Origin of the sequence: Pseudomonas laurylsulfatiphila (assembly GCF_002934665.1) — a bacterium.
GTDB classification, from domain to species: domain Bacteria; phylum Pseudomonadota; class Gammaproteobacteria; order Pseudomonadales; family Pseudomonadaceae; genus Aquipseudomonas; species Aquipseudomonas laurylsulfatiphila.
Map to the genome: position 1 here is coordinate 549,828 of NZ_NIRS01000005.1, position 18,904 is coordinate 568,731.

Below are 18,904 nucleotides of genomic sequence, written 5' to 3' on the forward strand. Positions count from 1 at the left end.
TCCCGCTGGGGCGCGAAGCGGCCCTAAGATTTTTCGACTGCTACGCAGCCGAGCGGGAGCAAGCTCCCTCGCCACAGGGGTCGGTGCCAGCCTTGAAGTCAGTCGTCCAGCGCTTTCACCGACTTGGGTGACAACCGCAAGCTGCGCAAACTGCGTTTGACGCTCTTGAGGTGATTGACCAGGCTCGGGCCGCGGGCCATGGCCACGCCCATCGCCAGCACATCGATCACCACCAGGTGGGCGATACGCGAGGTCAGCGGCGTATAGATTTCAGTGTCCTCGTGCACATCGATCGCCAGGTTGACCGTCGACAACTCGGCCAATGGCGTCTGGCTTGGGCACAACGTGATCAACGAAGCGCCGCTTTCGCGCACCAGGTTGGCGGTGATCAGCAGGTCCTTGGAACGACCCGACTGGGAAATGCAGATGGCCACGTCAGTCGGCTTCAATGTCACGGCCGACATCGCCTGCATGTGCGGGTCGGAGTACGCCGCTGCGGTAAGCAGCAAGCGGAAGAATTTGTGCTGCGCATCCGCCGCGACCGCACCCGAGGCGCCAAAACCATAGAACTCGACGCGCTGGGCCTGGGACATCAGCGTCACGGCCCTCTGCAACTCCAGCGGATCGAGTTTCTCGCGAACCTCCATCAGGGTATGCAGGGTGGTGTCGAAGATTTTCAGGCTGTAGTCAGCGACCGAATCGTCTTCGTGGATCGCAAACTGGCCAAAACTCGCACCGGCCGCCAGGCTCTGGGCCAGCTTCAGCTTCAGGTCCTGAAAGCCGGAACAACCGATGGCACGGCAAAAACGCACGATGGTCGGTTCGCTGATGCCCACGCTGTGGGCCAGGTCGGCCATGGAGCTGTGCATCACGGCCGCAGGATCAAGCAGCACGTGGTCGGCGACCTTGAGCTCCGACTTGCGTAACAGGTGGCGAGACTGGGCGATGTGTTGCAGCAGATTCAAAGGTCTGGACTCTTTGTTATTGGCAGGCGCCGGGGATGTAGCACGCTTGTAGTTATACTACATGAATTGGCTTTTTGCCTCCTCAATGCGTAACCACATCCCTCGACATTGGGGCACGCGCGCTCCATGTAGCGCTCATTGCCGGCTTTTCAGTTGCTCCTCCACGCTCGCCTTCTGGCGTGGCGGCAAAAATGCGCCTCGCGTTACAAACATCACCATTAGTTACTTCATTAATAACCCGCCACAAACATCAAATTACAAACAAGCCAACCGTCATCACGCACAAACTGAGTAAAGCTGAATATATTAAACATGCAGGACGCAATTAACTTAATTACAGGAGTTACATACCATGCTTGATAATCTAGCCGACATCCGTTGGACCGCCCAAATCGACCGCATGCCATGAGCGGCTTCTTTCCGGGTCTTTGGCACCATAACCGTAGGGAATACGGCCAATATACCAACGCTGGTACGAAGTGAAATTCAGGACAAGCCTTGTGATTTAAGACTTGACCTGAAAGCTAACCCCAACCAAATTGGATTGACAGTTATAACGCAAGCCATCGTCGAGTATAAGTCTGCCGACATTCCCAATGTTACTAGCGTCAGTATCTATTTCGAAGGTAAATTAATGGCCTGCATTAATAAAATACTGATTACCGATTAAGCGTACCCGCTGCAAACTTCCCGTCAGACCGCCAAGTCCTGACGGGAAGCCATTTCGGTCAATCCACACCATTCTCTCGCAGCAGAACGGCCAGGACCTGCGCCTCGACCGGCCGACTGATCAGATAACCTTGCACCTCATCGCAGCGCTCAGCCTTGAGAAACTCAAGCTGCTCCTGGTGTTCCACCCCTTCCGCGACAACCTTCAACGACAAGCCATGGGCCATGGCAATGATCGCCCGTGTGATCGCGGCATCTTCGGTGCCTTCACCCAGTCCGCGAATAAACGCCTGGTCGATCTTCACGTAGTCCACCGGAATGCGTTTGAGATAACTCAAAGACGAATACCCGGTGCCAAAATCATCGATCGCCAGTTTCACCCCGAGATCACGCAGCTGCTGGAAGGTTGCGATGATGTGTTCGACGCTGTCCAGCAACTGGCTTTCGGTGAGTTCCAGCTCCAGGTAGCGTGGCTCCAGCCCGGTTTCCTCCAGCACCTGGCGCACCAGACTGACGAGCTTGCCCTGGCGCAATTGATGCACCGACAGATTGACCGACACCCGAATCGCATCGAGCCCCTGCCGCTGCCACTCACAGGCTTGCCAGCAGGCCTGACGCAGCACGAACTCACCGATCGGGCCGATCAATCCGGTTTCTTCCGCCAGGCCGATGAAATCCCCCGGCGGCACGCGGCCCATGGTCGGATGATCCCAACGCACCAGCGCCTCGGCCGCATTCAGCTTGCCCGTGGCGAGGCACAGCTTGGGTTGGTAGAACACCTTCAACTGCTTTTCTTCGATGGCTTTGCGCAACTGGTTTTCCAGCTGCAAACGCTCCAGCGTGCTGGCTTGCAGGCTGTCGGTGTAGAACTGGAAGTTGTTGCCGCCCAAATGCTTTGCGTGCTGCATGGCCATATTCGATTGACTGACCAACGCGGAAATTTCCCGGGCGTTATCCGGGAGCAGGCTGATGCCCATGGACGCGCTGACCACCAGCTCATGACCCTCAATGGTCACCGGCACGCGCAACTTGGTCGCCAGACGAGTCGCCACCCGGGCCAGGCTCGAAAGGTTGCCATAGGCGTTGAACAGCACGGCAAACTCATCACCGGAGAGGCGCGCGATGGTGTCCGCTTCAGGCAATGCATTCACCAGTCGCCGGGCCATTTTCTGCAACAACTGGTCGGCGACTTCATGCCCCAGGCTGTCGTTGAGTTGCTTGAACCGGTCGAGATTGATGTGCAGCAAGGCCAGGCTGCGATAACCGCCCTGTCGTACTCGTTGATGAGCCTCGCTGAGGCGCTCGCGGAACATCGCGCGGTTGGCCAGCCCCGTGAGTTCGTCGTAATGGGTCAGATAGCGCATTCGCTCTTCGGATTCCCGGCGAGCAGAAAGATCCGCGAAGAAGCCCACGATATGGCTGACATTTCCCCGGCTATCGCGCACGGCATTCAATTGCAGCCATTGCGGATACATCTCACCGTTCTTGCGGGTTTCCACCAATTCGCCCTGCCAGCTGCCTTGCTGCTCCAGCGCCTGATGTATCGCAGCGTAATGCCGACGCGCATCGCGACTGCAGGGCAACTCAACGACATTGCGTCCGATCATGTCTTCGATGGCATAGCCGGTCACCCGACTGAAGGCTTGATTGATTGCGATCAGGGCATAGTTCGGGTCGAAAATCACAATCCCTTCACTGGCCGCCTCGAATACGGTCGCTGCCAGTTGCCGCTGCTCTTCCAGGTTTTTGCTGACGCTGATGTCGCGCCGAGTGCCGACCATGCGCAAAACCCGTCCGTTTTCGGCACGCTCGACCGCCCGCCCACGGTCCTCGATCCAGACCCAGTGGCCATCGCCATGGCGCACGCGATACTCGATTTGATAGTCCTCGGTGCGACCCTTCAGATGCTCGACCAGCGCTCTTCTCAGCGCTGGAAGGTCGTCGGGGTGAAGACGCGGCTTGAGGTGACGCAGAATTGCCGTGACCTGATCCGGCTCCAGGCCGAACAATTCCTGAATCTGTGTGTGATGGACTTCGTCGGTTTGCAGATTCCAGTCCCACAACCCCAACTCACTGGCCTTCAATGCCAGCGCCAGGCGTGCTTCGCTCTTGCTCAGCGCCTGGTTGGCGGCGTCCAGCTCCAGGCTGCGCTGAGCGACGCGGTTTTCCAGGTCGACCTGGATCTCTCGCAATTCGTTCTCGGCGCGTCGACGCTGTTCGATCTCCTTGGCCAGCTTTTGATTGAGCTGGTCACTGCAGCTTTGCGCCTGCTGTAGATGCTCGATCAGTGCCTGGTTCTGAAAGCGTCGCATCAAGCCCCGATCGATCAATCGATTGACCTGCCAGGCAACCACACTCAATGCACCGAGCAGAATCAGCCCGAACCAGCCCCAGCCCTGCTGCTGTTCGTCACCGCCCCAAAACATATAGGCAATGGCCGGCAACAGACAGGGCAAGGTGAAAGACAGAAAGGCCGGCAAACTGACTGCATAAGCCACGCTGGCCGAGAGCGCTGCGGCACCGATGAGGCCGAAGACCCAGGCTTGCTGAATGAAGTTATCGGCGGGAACCAGGGCAATGCCGGCACCGGCCAGGGTCAGACCGGTGAGGCCGGAGCCCAGCAAAAACATCCGTCGCCAAATGGGCTGGGCTTGACGATTGGGGATGGCCGAATCGAAGGCTGCGACCTGAATCACCCGCAACGCCACCAAAGACAACAACCACACCAGCCAGACACTGACCAGGAAATAGCGCTGCGGACTCCAGAGCAACCCGGCACAGACCAGGCCATTGATCAGCATGAACAACGTGGGCAGCAGCGACCCCTGATACAACAGGCGCGTGCGTTCGACCGCCATTTCCATGGCGTATTGCTTTCTGATAACCCGGGGCTCCACAGTGGGGCCCGACAGGTCGAAGCTGAGGGTCATAGGCGATGTTCTTGTTCTTATAATGATGAGCATGGGCCCGAAACTGCTCGGAGCATACACAAGCAATTGCCCGGACCAAACTGCTGCTGATCAATAAATCGCCAAATTTTTCAGCTGCCGCCCCACTCTGAAAACCCTAAAGGCACGCCCCGCCAACGCCTGCAGCCGATGACTGACCGGTCGTCCCTCGCGTAACTTTCATCGGTTAATGCGAAGCGGAGTTTGCCCGGTGTGTCGCGGCCCCCTAGAATGCCCCGATGCGCGATGATCTCTCCCTTCTGCTGAACTCCCTCAACGATGCCCAACGCCAGGCCGTAGCGGCCCCCGTGGGTCGTCAGTTGGTCCTGGCCGGTGCTGGTTCCGGTAAAACCCGAGTGCTGGTGCACCGTATCGCCTGGCTGATCCAGGTTGAAAACGCCTCGCCCCACTCCATCCTGTCGGTGACCTTCACCAACAAGGCGGCTGCCGAGATGCGCCAGCGCATCGAGCAACTGATGGGTATCAACCCGGCCGGCATGTGGGTCGGCACCTTCCACGGTCTGGCGCACCGCTTGCTGCGGGCGCACTGGCAGGAAGCAGGCTTGAGCCAGACTTTCCAGATCCTCGACAGCGATGACCAGCAACGGCTGGTCAAGCGGGTGATCCGCGAACTCGGCCTGGACGAGCAACGCTGGCCGGCCCGTCAGGCCCAATGGTTCATCAATGGGCAGAAAGACGAAGGTCTGCGCCCGCAACACATTCAAGCCAGTGGCGATCTGTTCCTGGCAACCATGCGCGGCATCTATGAGGCTTACGAGGCCGCGTGCCTGCGCGCCGGTGTCATCGACTTCTCCGAACTGTTGCTGCGCGCCCTCGATCTGTGGCGCGACCACCCAGGCCTGCTCGCTCACTATCAAAAGCGCTTCCGGCACATCCTCGTGGACGAGTTCCAGGACACCAACGCCGTGCAGTACGCCTGGTTGCGCCTGCTGGCCAAGGGTGGCGACAGCCTGATGGTGGTGGGCGATGACGACCAGTCGATCTACGGCTGGCGTGGCGCGAAAATCGAGAACATCTACCAGTATTCCGAAGACTTCCCGGACGCTGAAACCATTCGCCTGGAGCAGAACTACCGCTCCACCGCTGGCATCCTGAAAGCAGCCAACGCCTTGATCGCCAACAACACCGGGCGCCTGGGCAAAGAGCTATGGACCGACGGTGGCGACGGCGAGGCAATCAATCTGTATGCCGCCTTCAACGAACACGACGAAGCACGCTACGTTGTCGAAACCATCGAAAGCGCGCTGAAAACCGGCCTGTCTCGCAGTGATATCGCGATTCTGTACCGCTCCAACGCCCAATCGCGGGTTTTGGAAGAAGCGCTGCTGCGTGAACGCATTCCGTACCGCATCTATGGCGGCCAGCGCTTCTTCGAGCGCGCCGAAATCAAGAACGCCATGGCTTACCTGCGATTGCTCGAAGGGCGGGGCAACGACGCCGCGCTGGAACGGGTGATCAACGTGCCAGCCCGCGGCATCGGCGAGAAAACCGTCGAAGCGATCCGCGACCATGCGCGCCACAGCGATGTGTCGATGTGGGAAGCGATGCGCCAACTGGTGGCCAACAAAGGCCTGACCGGTCGTGCGGCCGGCGCCCTTGGCGCGTTTATCGAGTTGATCGAGAACCTCGCCGCCAAGTGCATGGAAATGCCGCTGCACCTGATGACCCAGACCGTCATCGAGCAATCGGGCCTGATCGCCTATCACGAAGCGGAAAAAGGCGAGAAAGGCCAGGCCCGGGTGGAAAACCTTGAGGAACTGGTCAGCGCCGCACGCAACTTCGAAAACAGCGAAGAAGACGAGGACCTGACGCCATTGGCCGCATTCCTCGGTCACGCGTCGCTGGAGGCCGGCGATACCCAGGCCGACGAGCACGAAGACAGCATTCAACTGATGACCCTGCACAGCGCCAAGGGCCTGGAATTCCCTTACGTGTTCCTGGTGGGTATGGAAGAAGGCCTGTTTCCGCACAAGATGAGCCTGGAAGAACCCGGCCGCCTTGAGGAAGAGCGTCGACTGGCCTACGTCGGCATTACTCGAGCGATGCAGAATCTAGTGATGACCTACGCTGAAACCCGACGCCTTTATGGCAGCGAGACCTACAACAAGGTGTCGCGCTTCGTACGCGAAGTGCCGAAAGGCCTTATTCAGGAAGTACGTTTGTCCAACAGCGTCAGCCGGCCGTTTGGTGGCAACCAGTCGATGAGTGGCAGCAACCTGTTCAGCGGCAGCGAAATTCCGGAAACCGGCTTCAGTCTGGGTCAGACCGTACGCCATTCGATCTTCGGTGACGGCGTGATCCTCAACTTCGAGGGCGCCGGTGCCCAGGCCCGGGTGCAGGTGAACTTCAGCGAAGGCAGCAAGTGGCTGATGCTGGGTTACGCCAAGCTGGAAGCGATCTAAAGGCTGAAAAGATTGCAGGCTCCTACAGGGATTCGTGTATTTCTGTAGGAGCTACCGAAGGCTGCAATCTTTCCCCAGACTCACTCCGGTACCAAAAAAGGCACAAAAAAATGGGCTCAGGCTTCTTTTCCTCCTGGACATTCTGGGCCCTGTTATCGGCGATATTCGCGGCGATGACCGCCATTTTCGCGAAAGTCGGCATCGAAAACGTCAATTCCGACTTCGCCACCCTGCTGCGGACGATCGTGGTATTGGTCAGCCTGGCCTTGATTTTGTACGCCACGGGCCAATATCAGTCTTTGGGATCGATCTCGGCCAAGAGCTACCTGTTCCTGCTGTTGTCGGGCCTGGCCACCGGTGCGTCGTGGATCTGCTATTTCCGCGCACTCAAGGTCGGCCCGGCGTCACTGGTTGCCCCGGTGGACAAACTCAGCGTGGTGCTGGTGGCCGTTCTTGGCGTAGTCCTGCTGGGTGAAAAACTCGACCTGCGCCAATGGGGCGGAATCGGGCTGATCACGGCCGGGGTCGTCATGCTGGCATTACGTCGCTAGGCGAACGTCCTACAAAACTCATCCACTCATCTGACAGATCAAAGTCAAAAGGCCCTATTGCACTGACTGAAGCTGAATGAAACCTGTCAGGCAAAAGCCCGAAACACTCTGCCGCTAGCCAGTAACACTTCAGCTGTGCAACATGGCGCGCGTGCCTTCCACAAATGGGAATTCCCTTTATGAAACGTTTTCTTAGCATCGCCATGGCGTTGTGCATCGGCCTGACGATGAGTCTCGACGTCAATGCCGCCAAGCGCTTCGGTGGTGGCAAAAGCGCAGGTGCTGCGCCGACGCACCAGACCAGCCAGATGGCTCCTTCTTCTCCAGGCATGGGCGGCGCTGCAGCGACCGCTGGTGCTGCCGGTGCCGCTGGCGCCGCTGCCAAGGCCGGTGGCGCTTCGCGCTGGCTCGGCCCTCTGGCCGGTATCGCGGCCGGCGGCCTGCTGGCATCCATGTTCATGGGCGACGGCTTCCAGGGCATGCAGATCTTCGACATCCTGATCATGGCTGTCATCGCATTCCTGGTGTTCCGCTTTATCGCCGCCCGTCGTCGCAAGCAGCAGGAGCACTACGCTCCGGCCGGCCACGCGCCGATGCAACGTGAAGCGTTCGAACAGAAGCCTGCCGGTGGTTCGATCTTCGGTGGTTCGGCAGCGCCTGTTGCCGCTCGTCCAGTGATCAACGCTCCAGCCTGGTTCAACGAAAGAAACTTCGTCGAAGCGGCGCGCAATCACTTCCAGTCCCTGCAACAGCACTGGGACGCCAATGAAATGGACAAGATCGCCGAGTTCGTGACCCCGCAAATGCTGGAGTTCCTCAAGCGTGAGCGTGCCGACCTGGGTGACGGTTTCCAGTCCACCTACATTGATAACCTCAATGTGCAACTGGACGGTGTGGATGATCGCGCCGACAAGACCATTGCCACCCTGACCTTCACCGGCGTGTCGAAAACCTCGCGTTTCGACCAGGGCGAAGTCTTCAGCGAAAGCTGGAACATGGAACGTGCACAGGGCGAAAACCAGCCTTGGCTGGTGGCAGGTATCCGCCAGAACGGCTGATCCCGCACCGCGCTTCACTTGCTGAAAAGAAAACCCCGGCCTCGGCCGGGGTTTTCTATTTCGCGGTTGCATCTATAGCAAGCTACTGTATAAACCGCCCCATATAAACCGCGCCATACAAGCAAGAGGATCCCGGACGTGGAAGAAATCATCGAACAACTGCGTGAAGCCAACGAACCGGTACCGGTCCCCTTGGAATTGCCTGACGAAGACCTGCTGGTCGAAATCGAAGAACAACTGTTCATCGACATTCCGTTCGTCTTCAGAGAGTTTCTACTGACCGTCAGCGACGTGGTCTACGGTAGCCTTGAACCGGTCACCGTGACTGACCCGCAATCCCACACCTACCTGCCCGACGTTGCCGCCAACGCCTGGGACGCCGGCGTCGATCGCAGCCTGATCCCGATCTGCCAGGACGGTGACGACTACTACTGCGTCGAAGAGGACGGCACCGTGGTGCTTTGGCAGGCCGAAGAAGAGCTGATCGCCGAAGAAACCTGGGAGTCGGTGTGGCACTGGGCACGGGACGTCTGGCTGGAAAGCTGATCCCGTCAACGCCGCTGGGTGGTCAATGCCCGGACGACTCCTTGTGATTGTCGAGGGTTTCCAGCAACGCCACCTGCATCCGCGTATGCACACGAATGAACCAGCGCCACAGCAGCGCCGCCACGGCGGCCGCGACCACAGCGATCAGTACCAGCAACTTGTTGGTCGGCAGAATACTGGCCGACAAGGCTGCCAACAGCAAAAAGATCACCAGCAACGACAGGATCGGGATCACTTCGGCGATCACCCTGCGCACTCGCTGCGTGTGGCGCCCGGCCATCTCCGGCTTGACGCCCATTTCCGCCAGCAACATCGACAGTGCCTTGAGCTTGCGGTACGCCGCAATCAAAAAAGGCAGCGACAACAATAGTGCCCCACCCCAGATCAATGCCTTCTGCCAGCTCGGGTCGCTGATCCAGCCTTGCACGTAAGCCGACATGCGCTCGGCGAAGTACGCGCCCGAAAAGAAAATCGCGATCACCAATGCCAGGTTGACCCCGACCTGCAGCAAAATCCTTCTGATCATCGACGCCAGCAACGCTCCCTCGCCCTGAGGCTGGATACTGCGCAGCCATTCGCCGTACATCCCCAACACCCGTCCCAGGCGTTCCGGCATGACGCCCGCGAGCTTGATCGACAATGGATCAGCCGCGCGAATCAGATAAGGCGTCAGCAAGGTCGTGATCACCGACACCGCCACAGCCACCGGGTATAAAAAGTTACTGGTGACCTGCAATGTCATGCCCAGCGCAGCAATGATGAAAGAGAATTCGCCAATCTGTGAAAGCCCCATCCCGACCCGCAGCGAGGTGCGTCCGTCATTACCGGCGATAAACGCACCAAGACCGCAGGACAGCATCTTGCCAAGCACCACGGCTACGGTGATTACGGCGATTGGCCAGGCGTACTGAAGCAGGATCGCCGGATCGAGCATCAGCCCGATGGCCACAAAGAAAATCGCGCTGAAAAGATCTCGAACCGGTTCAATCAAGCGCTCGATTTTCAGCAGTTGCCGGGATTCAGCCATGATCGCGCCGATCAGGAACGCGCCGAGGACCATGCTGTATTCAAGTTTGAATACTAGCAGGCAGAAGCCGAAACACAGGCCCAGCACGGTAATCAGCAGCATTTCGTTGCTCTCGAACCTGGCCACGTAGGCCAGCAACCGCGGCACCATCAGAATGCCGATGACCAATGCGACGATCATGAACAGCGACAGTTTGCCCACTGTAGAAAACACTTCGCCGGAGCTGACCGTACCACTGACGGCGATGCTGGACAAAAGCGCGATGATGCCGATGCCCAGAATGTCTTCGACGATCAGCACACCGAATATCAACTGCGCGAACCGCTCGTTCTTCAACTTCAGATCATTGAGTGCCTTGACGATGATGGTGGTTGAGGAAATCGCCAGGATCGCGCCGAGGAACAGTGAATCCATGGTGTTCCAGTCAAACCAGCGACCGATCTCGTAGCCGATCCAGATCATCAGCACGATTTCCAGGAATGCCGCGATGAAGGCCGTGGCACCGACCTTGAACAACTTGCGCAGGCTGAACTCCAGGCCCAGGCAGAACATCAGGAATATCACCCCGAGTTCGGCCAGGGTCTTGATGGTTTCTTCGTCATGGATCAGGCCGAACGGCGGGGTGTGCGGGCCAATGATGAAACCGGCCACGATATAGCCCAGCACCACCGGTTGTTTCAGGCGATGAAAAACCACCGTCACCACACCTGCGATCAGCATGATCACTGCCAGATCCTGAATGAAACTGATGGCATGCATGGCGAGCGGCTCCCTGTTTGAAGTTTCCCGACTCACAGACGCAGGAATGGTCTGATCGAGCCCGAGCAAAAGTCTGCTTTGCGCGTAGGAAATGCCCCTGTGTCTGGGCTTTTTGCAGGGTAACACCGCGACTTCTGGCAGAAAGGCGGTGCAATATATGGAAACAGATCGATCCGGCGTGACGGCGACTCTGCGCCCGGCGTCCCGATAACTGTTGGTTTGAAAAAACCGCCGAGGCACCCGTAGAGGTGCATCCCTCAAACCTGGCCTTGACCCGTGAGAATGCTATGGAACCCGGAAACGCCCAACTGTCGATGACGGTATTGATGACCCCTGACATGGCCAACTTCTCTGGCAATGTTCACGGTGGCACCCTGCTCAAATACCTCGACGAAGTGGCCTACGCCTGCGCCAGCCGTTATGCCGGCCGTTATGTGGTGACCCTGTCGGTGGACCAGGTCATTTTCCGTGAGCCGATCCATGTCGGCGAACTGGTGACCTTTCTCGCCTCGGTCAACTACACCGGCAACACCTCCATGGAGGTGGGCATCAAAGTGGTGACCGAGAACATTCGCGAGCGTTCGGTGCGTCACACCAACAGCTGCTTCTTCACCATGGTCGCGGTGGATGACCAGCGTAAACCTGCCCAGGTACCACCGCTGCAACCGGACAACAGCGAGAGCAAGCGCCGCTTCATCCAGGCCCAGCAACGCCGGCAGATTCGCCAGGAACTGGAAAAGCGTTATCAGGAGATCAAGGGCGACGCTTGAAGCAAAAAGATCGCAGCCTTCGGCAGCTCCTACAACAGGCTGCGATCTTTTTTCTGTAAATGAATTACAGGTTGATCGAGGTCGCTTCGAACCGCACCCGCGGATGGGCAATCCGGTCCTGAGCCCGAACCAGTTCCAACTCGTAGCTGGCACAGGCCTGGGTTTCCAGCAGCACTTCATGCACCGCCGACGCCGCGAACTCGAACGCGGCCACCAGGCTGTCACCCAACAGCACACGTGCCAGGAACAGCCCGGACGTCAGATCGCCCACGCCCACCGGCTGACGCGGGAACGCCAGCAACGGGCGCTGCAAATGCCAGCTGCCTTCGGCTGTCACCAGCAGCATCTCGAAGACCTCTGCCGACTTGCCTGGGTAGTCCAGATGCTTGACCAGCACCGCTTTCGGGCCGCGCACCAGCAATGCACGCGCCATGGCCAGGCAATCGAACAGCGATTGCGGCTTGCGCCCGGAGAAACTGTCCAGCTCCAGCTGGTTCGGGCACATGAAGTCCGCTACGGCGGCGGCCTCCTCCAGCAGAAAATCACTGACTTCCGCCGGAACACTGCAGCCTTTCTCCGGATGCCCCATGACCGGGTCACACAGGTACAGTGCCTTGGGATTCATCGACTTGATCCGCGCCACCCCCATCAGGATCGCCCGGCCCTGGGCCGCACTGCCGAGGTAACCGGAGAGCACCGCATCGCAGTTGCCCAGCTCGCCAATCGCCGCGATACCCTCGACCAGCTCAGGTATCTGGTGCGGTGCCAGCACTTCACCGGCCCATTGACCGTACTGGGTGTGATTGGAGAACTGCACGGTGTTGAGCGGCCAGACATTCACCCCGACCCGTTGCATCGGGAAAACCGCGGCACTGTTGCCGGCGTGACCAAATACCACGTGGGACTGGATAGCGAGCAAATGCGGTGTACGTTTCATGCGGTGGATTTCCGTAAAACGATTGAAATTCTAGCCGCGCAGTATGCGACTAAACGCAGCCTGTACGACAGACCAGCGACGCAGTTAAGCTGACACTATCTTGTTGGAGCACCCTGTTGATGCTGACCCTTGGAAATATATTCGTGCTGATGCTGTTCGCCACTGCCGGCGCATGGCTATGGCACAACCACGGCTTGCGCGAGCGCGCGCTGGAGCGGGTCAAGCAGCATTGCACCAAGCTCGGGATCGAATTGCTGGACGGCAACGTGGCCTTGAAAAGAATCGCGTTCATCAGGGATGCCAGTGGTCGGCGACGCCTGGCCCGTGTGTATAACTTCGAGTTCACCGTGACTGGCGAAACCCGCCACAACGGCACCATCACCCAGTTCGGCGCGCACAGCGCACAAATTGAACTGGCGCCCTACCCGGTCCCGTTCGACGAAACCGAACCGGTGGTCGATGTGGTAAAGCCTCGCGCAGAAGTGATCGAGCTGAGCCAGTGGCGTCAGGAACATACCAAGTGGCGGCCGTGAGCCGTTAAGCCGATTCGGCTCGGCACGCTGCCAGCTCACGCTGCAACCGCTCTGCATCCTGGGGTTCACTGAAAATCAGCTCGATGCGCGAATCCTGCCGCCATTCACTGGGCTGCCAGTCCAGCACCGAGTTATCCACCGCGTTCGCCGAGACCCATCCATGGGCGCTGTGGATAACCAGCTTCGCCCGCCTCCAGCCAAGGCCTTCAAGCCACCGGCCAACCAGCGCGGCATCAAATACCTGGCTTGGGTGCCAACGCCAACCGATGCTCCAGCCTCCGTCCTGTTCCTGACTCAAGCAAATGGGCAACGCAGGATCGCTCCAGGCCGCCGGCAACTGCGCCAATCCCTTGGGCACGACGAAGTTATCCACACCTGCCCGCGCTTTGGCATTCAGCCCCGGTAACTCGCTCAAGGGTAAAGCCGCCTGTTGCGTCCAACACAGGGGGGTCGGCGGCAATAGCGCAGCGACTCGCTGGCGACTGTCTTCCTCGATACCTTCGGACTTGTTCAGCAGTAACAGTCCCGCATGGCTCAGGGCTTGCTGTTGCGCATCCGGCAACGGTTTGCCAGCGGCGAGCGCCTGGGCGTCCAGCACCAGCACACAAGGCTGAACAGCCAACACGCCTTGCCACGGCGCTTCGCTCAATTGCCTGAGCAACTGCGCCGGATGCCCCAAGCCCGAGGGTTCGATGAACAACCGATCCGGTTGCGCCTTGCGCAACAAACGCCCAAGACCAATCTGAAAGGGTGCACCGTTGACGCAACACAGGCAGCCCCCGGCCACTTCCCCCAGTGCGATACCATCGGCGTCCCGGGTCAGTAGCGCAGCATCGAGACCGATCTGGCCAAACTCGTTGATCAATACCGCCCACCGCTCGCCTGCCGGGCGCTGGGCCAACAGGTGCTTGATCAGGCTGGTCTTGCCGGCGCCCAACGGACCGGCAATGACATGAGTGGGGATATTCTGCAGCATGGTCGATGATTTCTGAGGAGGTGATGGATGCGGTTGATTGGCTTGTCGTTGCTCCTGGCACTCGTTTCAGGCGAGGCGCTGGCCCAGGCCTGCGTAGTTCACAGCCAGGCCGAGCGGCTTGATGTCCAGGTTTGCCAGCAGAACCGCAACATCCCGCCAAAACTCTTCGCCGATGGCTTCTGCCAGCCGAACCTGGCGGGGCAGAAAGTCGATGTGCAGTATGTCGATCAATGCCCCGGCGGCGCATTTGGTATCTGCAGCAACGCCCAAGTCGCCAATATGCCCTACCGCCAGGATATTCACTATTACGGCGTTGCCACCGACGCGGCGTATTTGCAGCCGTACTGCGAGGCCCAGAGCCAGGGCACCTGGCTCAAGCCTTGAAGCGCCATCAGAGGATCAGGCAGCTTCTTCGTACCAAGGGCCGAACGGATCAGGCAGCAAACGCCAGCCCTCTACGCCCAACGCCATTTCCTCATCGGTCAGCAGGCAGGCGTCCAGTTCGGCGGTGAGCTGCGTAAAGTCGATGTTCTGGCCGATGAACACCAGTTCCTGGCGACAATCCCCGCTGTCGGCGGTCCAGTTTTTCATGATCCCGGTGGTACTTTCTTCGTCCTGCGGCCATTGGTTTTTCGGTACGAAACGCCACCAGCGCCCGGCAAATCCATAGCGCATCAATCCACCGGCCTGGGACCAGCTCCCGGCGTCCATATGCTTGCTCGCCAGCCAGAAAAAGCCCTTTGAACGCAACAGCTTGCCGTTATCCCAGGGGCCGTCGATGAAGCTGAAGAAACGCTGTGGGTGGAACGGCCGACGTGCCCGGTAAGCGCTGGAAGCAATGCCGTATTCCTCGGTTTCCGGCACGTGCTCCCCGCGCAACTCCTGCAACCATCCCGGCGCCTGGGCAGCCTTTTCGAAGTCAAAACGACCAGTGTTGAGGATTTTATCCAAGGGGATTTCGCCCATCGTCATTGGAATGATTTCCGCCCGGGCGTTGAGCCGCTCGAGGATGGCGATCAGTTCCTCGCGTTGGTGGCTGCTGATCAAGTCAATCTTGCTGAGCAAAATCACATCGGCGAACTCGACCTGCTCTATCAGCAGATCGGTAATTGAACGTTCGTCTTCTTCGCCAAGTGTTTCTCCCCGGGAGGCCAGGCTTTCGGCAGCCTGGTAATCGAGCAGGAAGTTCATGCCGTCGACCACCGTGACCATGGTGTCGAGACGTGCGATGTCGTTGAGGCTCTGGCCGTTTTCATCGCGAAAGGTGAAGGTTTCCGCCACTGGTAGCGGTTCGGAAATGCCGGTGGATTCGATCAGCAGATAGTCAAAGCGACCCTCCCTGGCGAGTTGGCTCACTTCCTCGAGCAAGTCTTCACGTAACGTACAGCAAATACACCCGTTACTCATTTCCACCAACCGTTCTTCAGCCCGATTAAGGCTGACATCACGCTGGACTTCGGTGCCATCGACGTTGATTTCGCTCATATCGTTGACGATGACCGCAACCCGCAAACCATCGCGATTACGTAGTATGTAATTAAGAAGTGTACTTTTTCCGGCACCAAGAAAGCCGGAGAGAACGGTCACGGGGAGTCGATTGGACATCTGCATATTCCTCACAGGGATGCCCGGTCGCTGTGTCGGGCTTACATAATGTTATACTGTAACAATGCAAATAAACCATACCCTCTTGCCCGACCAGGTAAAGGACAGGATGCTGAACGCCGCTTCCGACGTGAGAAAGCCCATGCGCAACGCCCTGAAAACTGCATTGATCATGCTTTCCCTGCTGGTGGCTGCCGACGCGATGGCGCAGGTCCCGAGCCTGGCCAGGTGCACCCGTAGCGCCAACCTGCTGGCCTGCGTGGACGGGGATGGCAACGCCTACAGCGTCAACACCGCCGGAAACACAATCTATCTGCGGGGTTTCGAAATGGCTGGAAAGCGCCATTGGGTGCAGACCAACAGCCGCTACGGTCAGCTGGTGTTTTTCACCGGCATCGCTTCCGATGGCGAGGCCTGGGTTGGCTACAACCAGCGCGTCGGTTGGACCACGATCAACCGGTTTTCCAGTTCCGGTGGCAGCAGTGCGAAGTTCACCTGCAACCGGATCAGTGGCTGCTAGGCCTGCCCGTTTTTCTTCGAACTGCGTAGCCGACGCACCAATGGGCAAAGACCGCACCGGCCAGAATCAGGTTAAGCACATGGCGCCCGGGCATGATGAAAACCTGTTCATAAAAAAGGCATCGTCGATCTGATTATTATACTATAACATTTCAAATCAACTCCCACGATGGACCTGCTCATGAATGCGCTGACTCTGCCGGATATCGCCGCGCAGGCCTCACTCCAAGCCCTGCCACTGGAGTGGGTGGGCATGTGCGGCATTGCTCTTCCCGTTTTGTTTGATGGCCAACGACTGAATGCAAAGGCCGATGCCGGCGTGAGCCTCGACGATGGCAATGCGCGCGGCATTCACATGTCACGGCTTTATCTGGCGCTTGAATTGCTGGAGCAGGAAAGCCTTTCACCGGCTTTATTGCGCCGGGTTTTGCAACGTTTTCTCGAGAGTCATGAAGGCCTGTCCAGGAGTGCGCACTTAACCATTCACGCCGAAGTGCTGCTGAAAAGACCGGCGCTGATCAGTCCACTGTCTGGTTGGAAAAGCTATCCGGTGAGCATCGAAGCGCGGTTGAAAAATGCGATGTTCCACGTGGAACTAAAAATCGACGTGCCTTATTCCTCAACCTGTCCGTGCTCTGCGGCCCTTTCTCGACAGTTGATACAGCAGCAATTCGTCGATGATTTCGCCAACAAGTCACTGCAACACGCTGACGTTTTAGCGTGGCTGGGCTCCACGAACGGCATCGTCGCCACACCTCACAGCCAACGTAGCAGCGCAAAGCTGCGCGTACGGCTGGCTGATTTCCTGGATGAGTTGCCTCTGATCGCCATCATCAACGACGCCGAAGCCGCACTCGGCACAGCCGTTCAAACAGCGGTAAAACGCGCCGATGAACAGGCCTTCGCCCTGGCCAATGGTCAGAACCTGATGTTCTGCGAAGACGCCGCACGCCGTTTGAATCTGGCCCTGAAACGCTCCACAGGCATCAATGCCTTCCACATTCGTGTGATCCACGCCGAAAGCCTGCACGCCCATGACGCCGTAGCCGAAAGCCGTTTCAACTGGGAGATCGCATGATTGCTTGCCACGCTTTGCGCTGGGGCGCACCGGGACAGCCACTCACCCCGGCACTCGACCTAGAACTGCCGAGGGGCAGCCTGACCGCGATCATCGGTGCGAATGGCTCTGGGAAAAGCAGCCTGCTGAAGGTCATCGCCGGCTTGCAAAAGCCGTTGGCCGGAAAGGTGCGACTGAGTGTTCCACTCAAGGGCGGTGTGTCGTTCCTGCCTCAGCAACAACACCTGGACAGGCAATTTCCGATCAGCCTTCAGTCATTGGTCGCCGCCGGTTTCTGGGGCAACAAACAATCAGCCGAAATCCGCAGACAACGATTGGCAACTATCTTCGAAAACTGGTGCCTGAGTGGTCTGGAAGATCGCCCCTTGCAAGCCCTCTCCGGTGGCGAATTGCAACGTGCCCTGCTCGCTCGCTTGAGCCTGACCGACGCGCCCTTGCTGTTGCTCGATGAACCCCATGCGGCCCTCGATGAGCTCGGCCAGGCATTGCTCTGGAAACACATACACGAGTGGCAGTTCGAAGGCCGGACGCTGGTGGTCGTGTGCCATGACCTCGCCGCTGTCCGCGAGCACATCCCGCACACATTGCTGATCAAACACAGCGGTTGTGTATTCGGACCAAGTGCCGAACTAATCCACCAACCACCTCAATCGCAGGTGGCCTGATGATCGCGTCTGCGCATCTCTGGCAACCCTTCCACGAATTCGCCTTCATGCGTCGCGCACTGCTCGGTGGACTGTTCCTGGCGTGCAGCACGGCGCCATTGGGCGTGTTTCTGATCCTGCGGCGCATGAGCCTGATCGGCGATGCCGTCGCCCACGGCATCCTTCCCGGGGCGGCGCTGGGCTTCTGGTTTGCCGGGTTGAGCCTCCCGGCGTTGACCCTCGGCGGCCTCGGCGCCGGTCTGAGTATGGCGGGCTTCGCCGCCTGGATTACGCGACGCACCGGCCTGCGGGAGGACACCAGTCTCGCGGCGATTTACCCGATCTCCCTGGCCAGTGGCGTACTGATTCTCGGCATCGCCGGCAAACGCCTGGACCTGCTGCACCTGCTGTTTGGCTCGGCGCTGGCGGTGGACGGCCCCACCTTGACCGGTATGCTTTGGGTCTCGGGCCTGAGCCTGATGGCCATGGCCCTGATCTACAGACCACTGCTGCTCGACACCCTCGACCCGCTCTTTTTGCAAACCGTCAGCCGTCTCGGCCCACTGGCCCACGGCGTATTCCTGACGTTAGTGGTGTTGAATCTGGTCATCGGTTTCCAGGCGATCGGCGCGTTGATGGTTGTCGGCCTGATGATGTTGCCTGCCGCCGCGGCGCGATTCTGGAGTCGCCGCTTGCCGGTGCTGATCGTCATTGCAGCCGTGCTTGGCAGCCTCTCCGTGTGGCTCGGTTTATTGATCTCGTTCTATTTCTCGCTGCCCAGTGGCCCGGCAATCGTGCTGGTGGCCGGCGCTGGCTATCTGTTGTCCGTGGTGTTCGGGCCGGTGCACGGCTTGCTGCGCCGCCCGCCTTTGCTCACATCCCGATGAGGAGTTACC

17 protein-coding genes are annotated in these 18,904 nt (G+C 58.9%); 11 read left to right on the forward strand and 6 right to left on the reverse strand.

All coding sequences use genetic code 11. The features are described from left to right. Window positions 1-98: 98 nt before the first annotated feature. Both hexR and CD175_RS21110 read right to left on the reverse strand, forming a co-directional pair. Complete coding sequence (hexR, locus tag CD175_RS21100; protein WP_007954250.1) at window positions 99-965, reverse strand: transcriptional regulator HexR; 867 nt, start codon at window positions 963-965, stop codon at window positions 99-101. A gap of 728 nt (window positions 966-1,693) precedes the next feature. Continuing rightward, a complete protein-coding gene (locus tag CD175_RS21110) occupies window positions 1,694-4,564 on the reverse strand; it encodes an EAL domain-containing protein (RefSeq protein ID WP_104450318.1) in 2,871 nt (956 codons plus the stop codon). Window positions 4,565-4,821: 257 nt separating this feature from the next. On the opposite strand from CD175_RS21110, the gene uvrD reads away from it, so the two are divergent. From uvrD to CD175_RS21130, 4 genes are all read left to right on the forward strand, one after another. Then, the gene (gene uvrD / locus CD175_RS21115; RefSeq protein ID WP_007971693.1) at window positions 4,822-7,005 is read left to right on the forward strand and encodes a DNA helicase II; all 2,184 of its coding nucleotides are present in this window, start codon (window positions 4,822-4,824) and stop codon (window positions 7,003-7,005) included. A 110-nt stretch (window positions 7,006-7,115) separates the two neighbouring features. Further along, window positions 7,116-7,556 (forward strand): EamA family transporter, encoded by a 441-nt coding sequence (locus tag CD175_RS21120; protein ID WP_104450319.1) that lies wholly within the window; start codon window positions 7,116-7,118, stop codon window positions 7,554-7,556. Window positions 7,557-7,735: 179 nt separating this feature from the next. Then, window positions 7,736-8,614 (forward strand): Tim44 domain-containing protein, encoded by an 879-nt coding sequence (locus tag CD175_RS21125; RefSeq protein ID WP_104450320.1) that lies wholly within the window; start codon window positions 7,736-7,738, stop codon window positions 8,612-8,614. A 138-nt stretch (window positions 8,615-8,752) separates the two neighbouring features. Further along, window positions 8,753-9,160, forward strand: a complete 408-nt coding sequence (locus CD175_RS21130) for an SMI1/KNR4 family protein (RefSeq protein ID WP_003187120.1) — start codon at window positions 8,753-8,755, stop codon at window positions 9,158-9,160. A gap of 22 nt (window positions 9,161-9,182) precedes the next feature. Here CD175_RS21130 and CD175_RS21135 read toward each other — a convergent pair whose 3' ends face one another. Then, on the reverse strand, window positions 9,183-10,946 hold the full coding sequence (locus CD175_RS21135; protein WP_104450321.1) for a cation:proton antiporter: 1,764 nt from the start codon (window positions 10,944-10,946) through the stop codon (window positions 9,183-9,185). Between the two features lie 287 nt (window positions 10,947-11,233). Between CD175_RS21135 and CD175_RS21140 the strand changes: the two genes are divergently transcribed. Next, window positions 11,234-11,716: an acyl-CoA thioesterase gene (locus CD175_RS21140; RefSeq protein ID WP_007971685.1), complete on the forward strand. Its 483-nt coding sequence runs from the start codon at window positions 11,234-11,236 to the stop codon at window positions 11,714-11,716. 64 nt (window positions 11,717-11,780) lie between these two features. Here CD175_RS21140 and pdxY read toward each other — a convergent pair whose 3' ends face one another. After that, window positions 11,781-12,653: a pyridoxal kinase PdxY gene (pdxY, locus tag CD175_RS21145; protein WP_104450322.1), complete on the reverse strand. Its 873-nt coding sequence runs from the start codon at window positions 12,651-12,653 to the stop codon at window positions 11,781-11,783. Window positions 12,654-12,772: 119 nt separating this feature from the next. On the opposite strand from pdxY, the gene CD175_RS21150 reads away from it, so the two are divergent. Next, complete coding sequence (locus tag CD175_RS21150) at window positions 12,773-13,186, forward strand: DUF3301 domain-containing protein (RefSeq protein ID WP_007971681.1); 414 nt, start codon at window positions 12,773-12,775, stop codon at window positions 13,184-13,186. A gap of 4 nt (window positions 13,187-13,190) precedes the next feature. Here CD175_RS21150 and CD175_RS21155 read toward each other — a convergent pair whose 3' ends face one another. Next, complete coding sequence (locus tag CD175_RS21155; protein WP_104450323.1) at window positions 13,191-14,162, reverse strand: CobW family GTP-binding protein; 972 nt, start codon at window positions 14,160-14,162, stop codon at window positions 13,191-13,193. 27 nt (window positions 14,163-14,189) lie between these two features. Here CD175_RS21155 and CD175_RS21160 point away from each other — a divergent pair, with 27 nt between their 5' ends. Continuing rightward, window positions 14,190-14,546 carry a hypothetical protein gene (locus tag CD175_RS21160; protein WP_041474970.1) on the forward strand — a complete coding sequence of 119 codons (357 nt, stop codon included), beginning with the start codon at window positions 14,190-14,192 and terminating at the stop codon, window positions 14,544-14,546. Window positions 14,547-14,561: 15 nt separating this feature from the next. Here the strand turns inward: CD175_RS21160 and zigA are convergent, their stop codons facing one another. Continuing rightward, window positions 14,562-15,767 (reverse strand): zinc metallochaperone GTPase ZigA, encoded by a 1,206-nt coding sequence (gene zigA, locus CD175_RS21165; protein ID WP_104450324.1) that lies wholly within the window; start codon window positions 15,765-15,767, stop codon window positions 14,562-14,564. 142 nt (window positions 15,768-15,909) lie between these two features. Between zigA and CD175_RS21170 the strand changes: the two genes are divergently transcribed. The 4 genes from CD175_RS21170 to CD175_RS21185 all read left to right on the forward strand — a co-directional run bounded on the left by CD175_RS21170 (window position 15,910) and on the right by CD175_RS21185 (window position 18,895). Beyond that, complete coding sequence (locus CD175_RS21170; RefSeq protein WP_104450325.1) at window positions 15,910-16,287, forward strand: glutamine synthetase; 378 nt, start codon at window positions 15,910-15,912, stop codon at window positions 16,285-16,287. Window positions 16,288-16,467: 180 nt separating this feature from the next. After that, entirely contained in the window at window positions 16,468-17,364 is an 897-nt protein-coding gene (gene folE2, locus CD175_RS21175) for a GTP cyclohydrolase FolE2 (RefSeq protein ID WP_104450326.1), read from the forward strand. After that, entirely contained in the window at window positions 17,361-18,029 is a 669-nt protein-coding gene (locus CD175_RS21180) for a metal ABC transporter ATP-binding protein (protein ID WP_104450327.1), read from the forward strand. Before folE2 ends, CD175_RS21180 begins: the two co-directional genes overlap by 4 nt. Then, the gene (locus tag CD175_RS21185) at window positions 18,029-18,895 is read left to right on the forward strand and encodes a metal ABC transporter permease (protein ID WP_104450328.1); all 867 of its coding nucleotides are present in this window, start codon (window positions 18,029-18,031) and stop codon (window positions 18,893-18,895) included. Before CD175_RS21180 ends, CD175_RS21185 begins: the two co-directional genes overlap by 1 nt. Window positions 18,896-18,904: the final 9 nt, after the last annotated feature.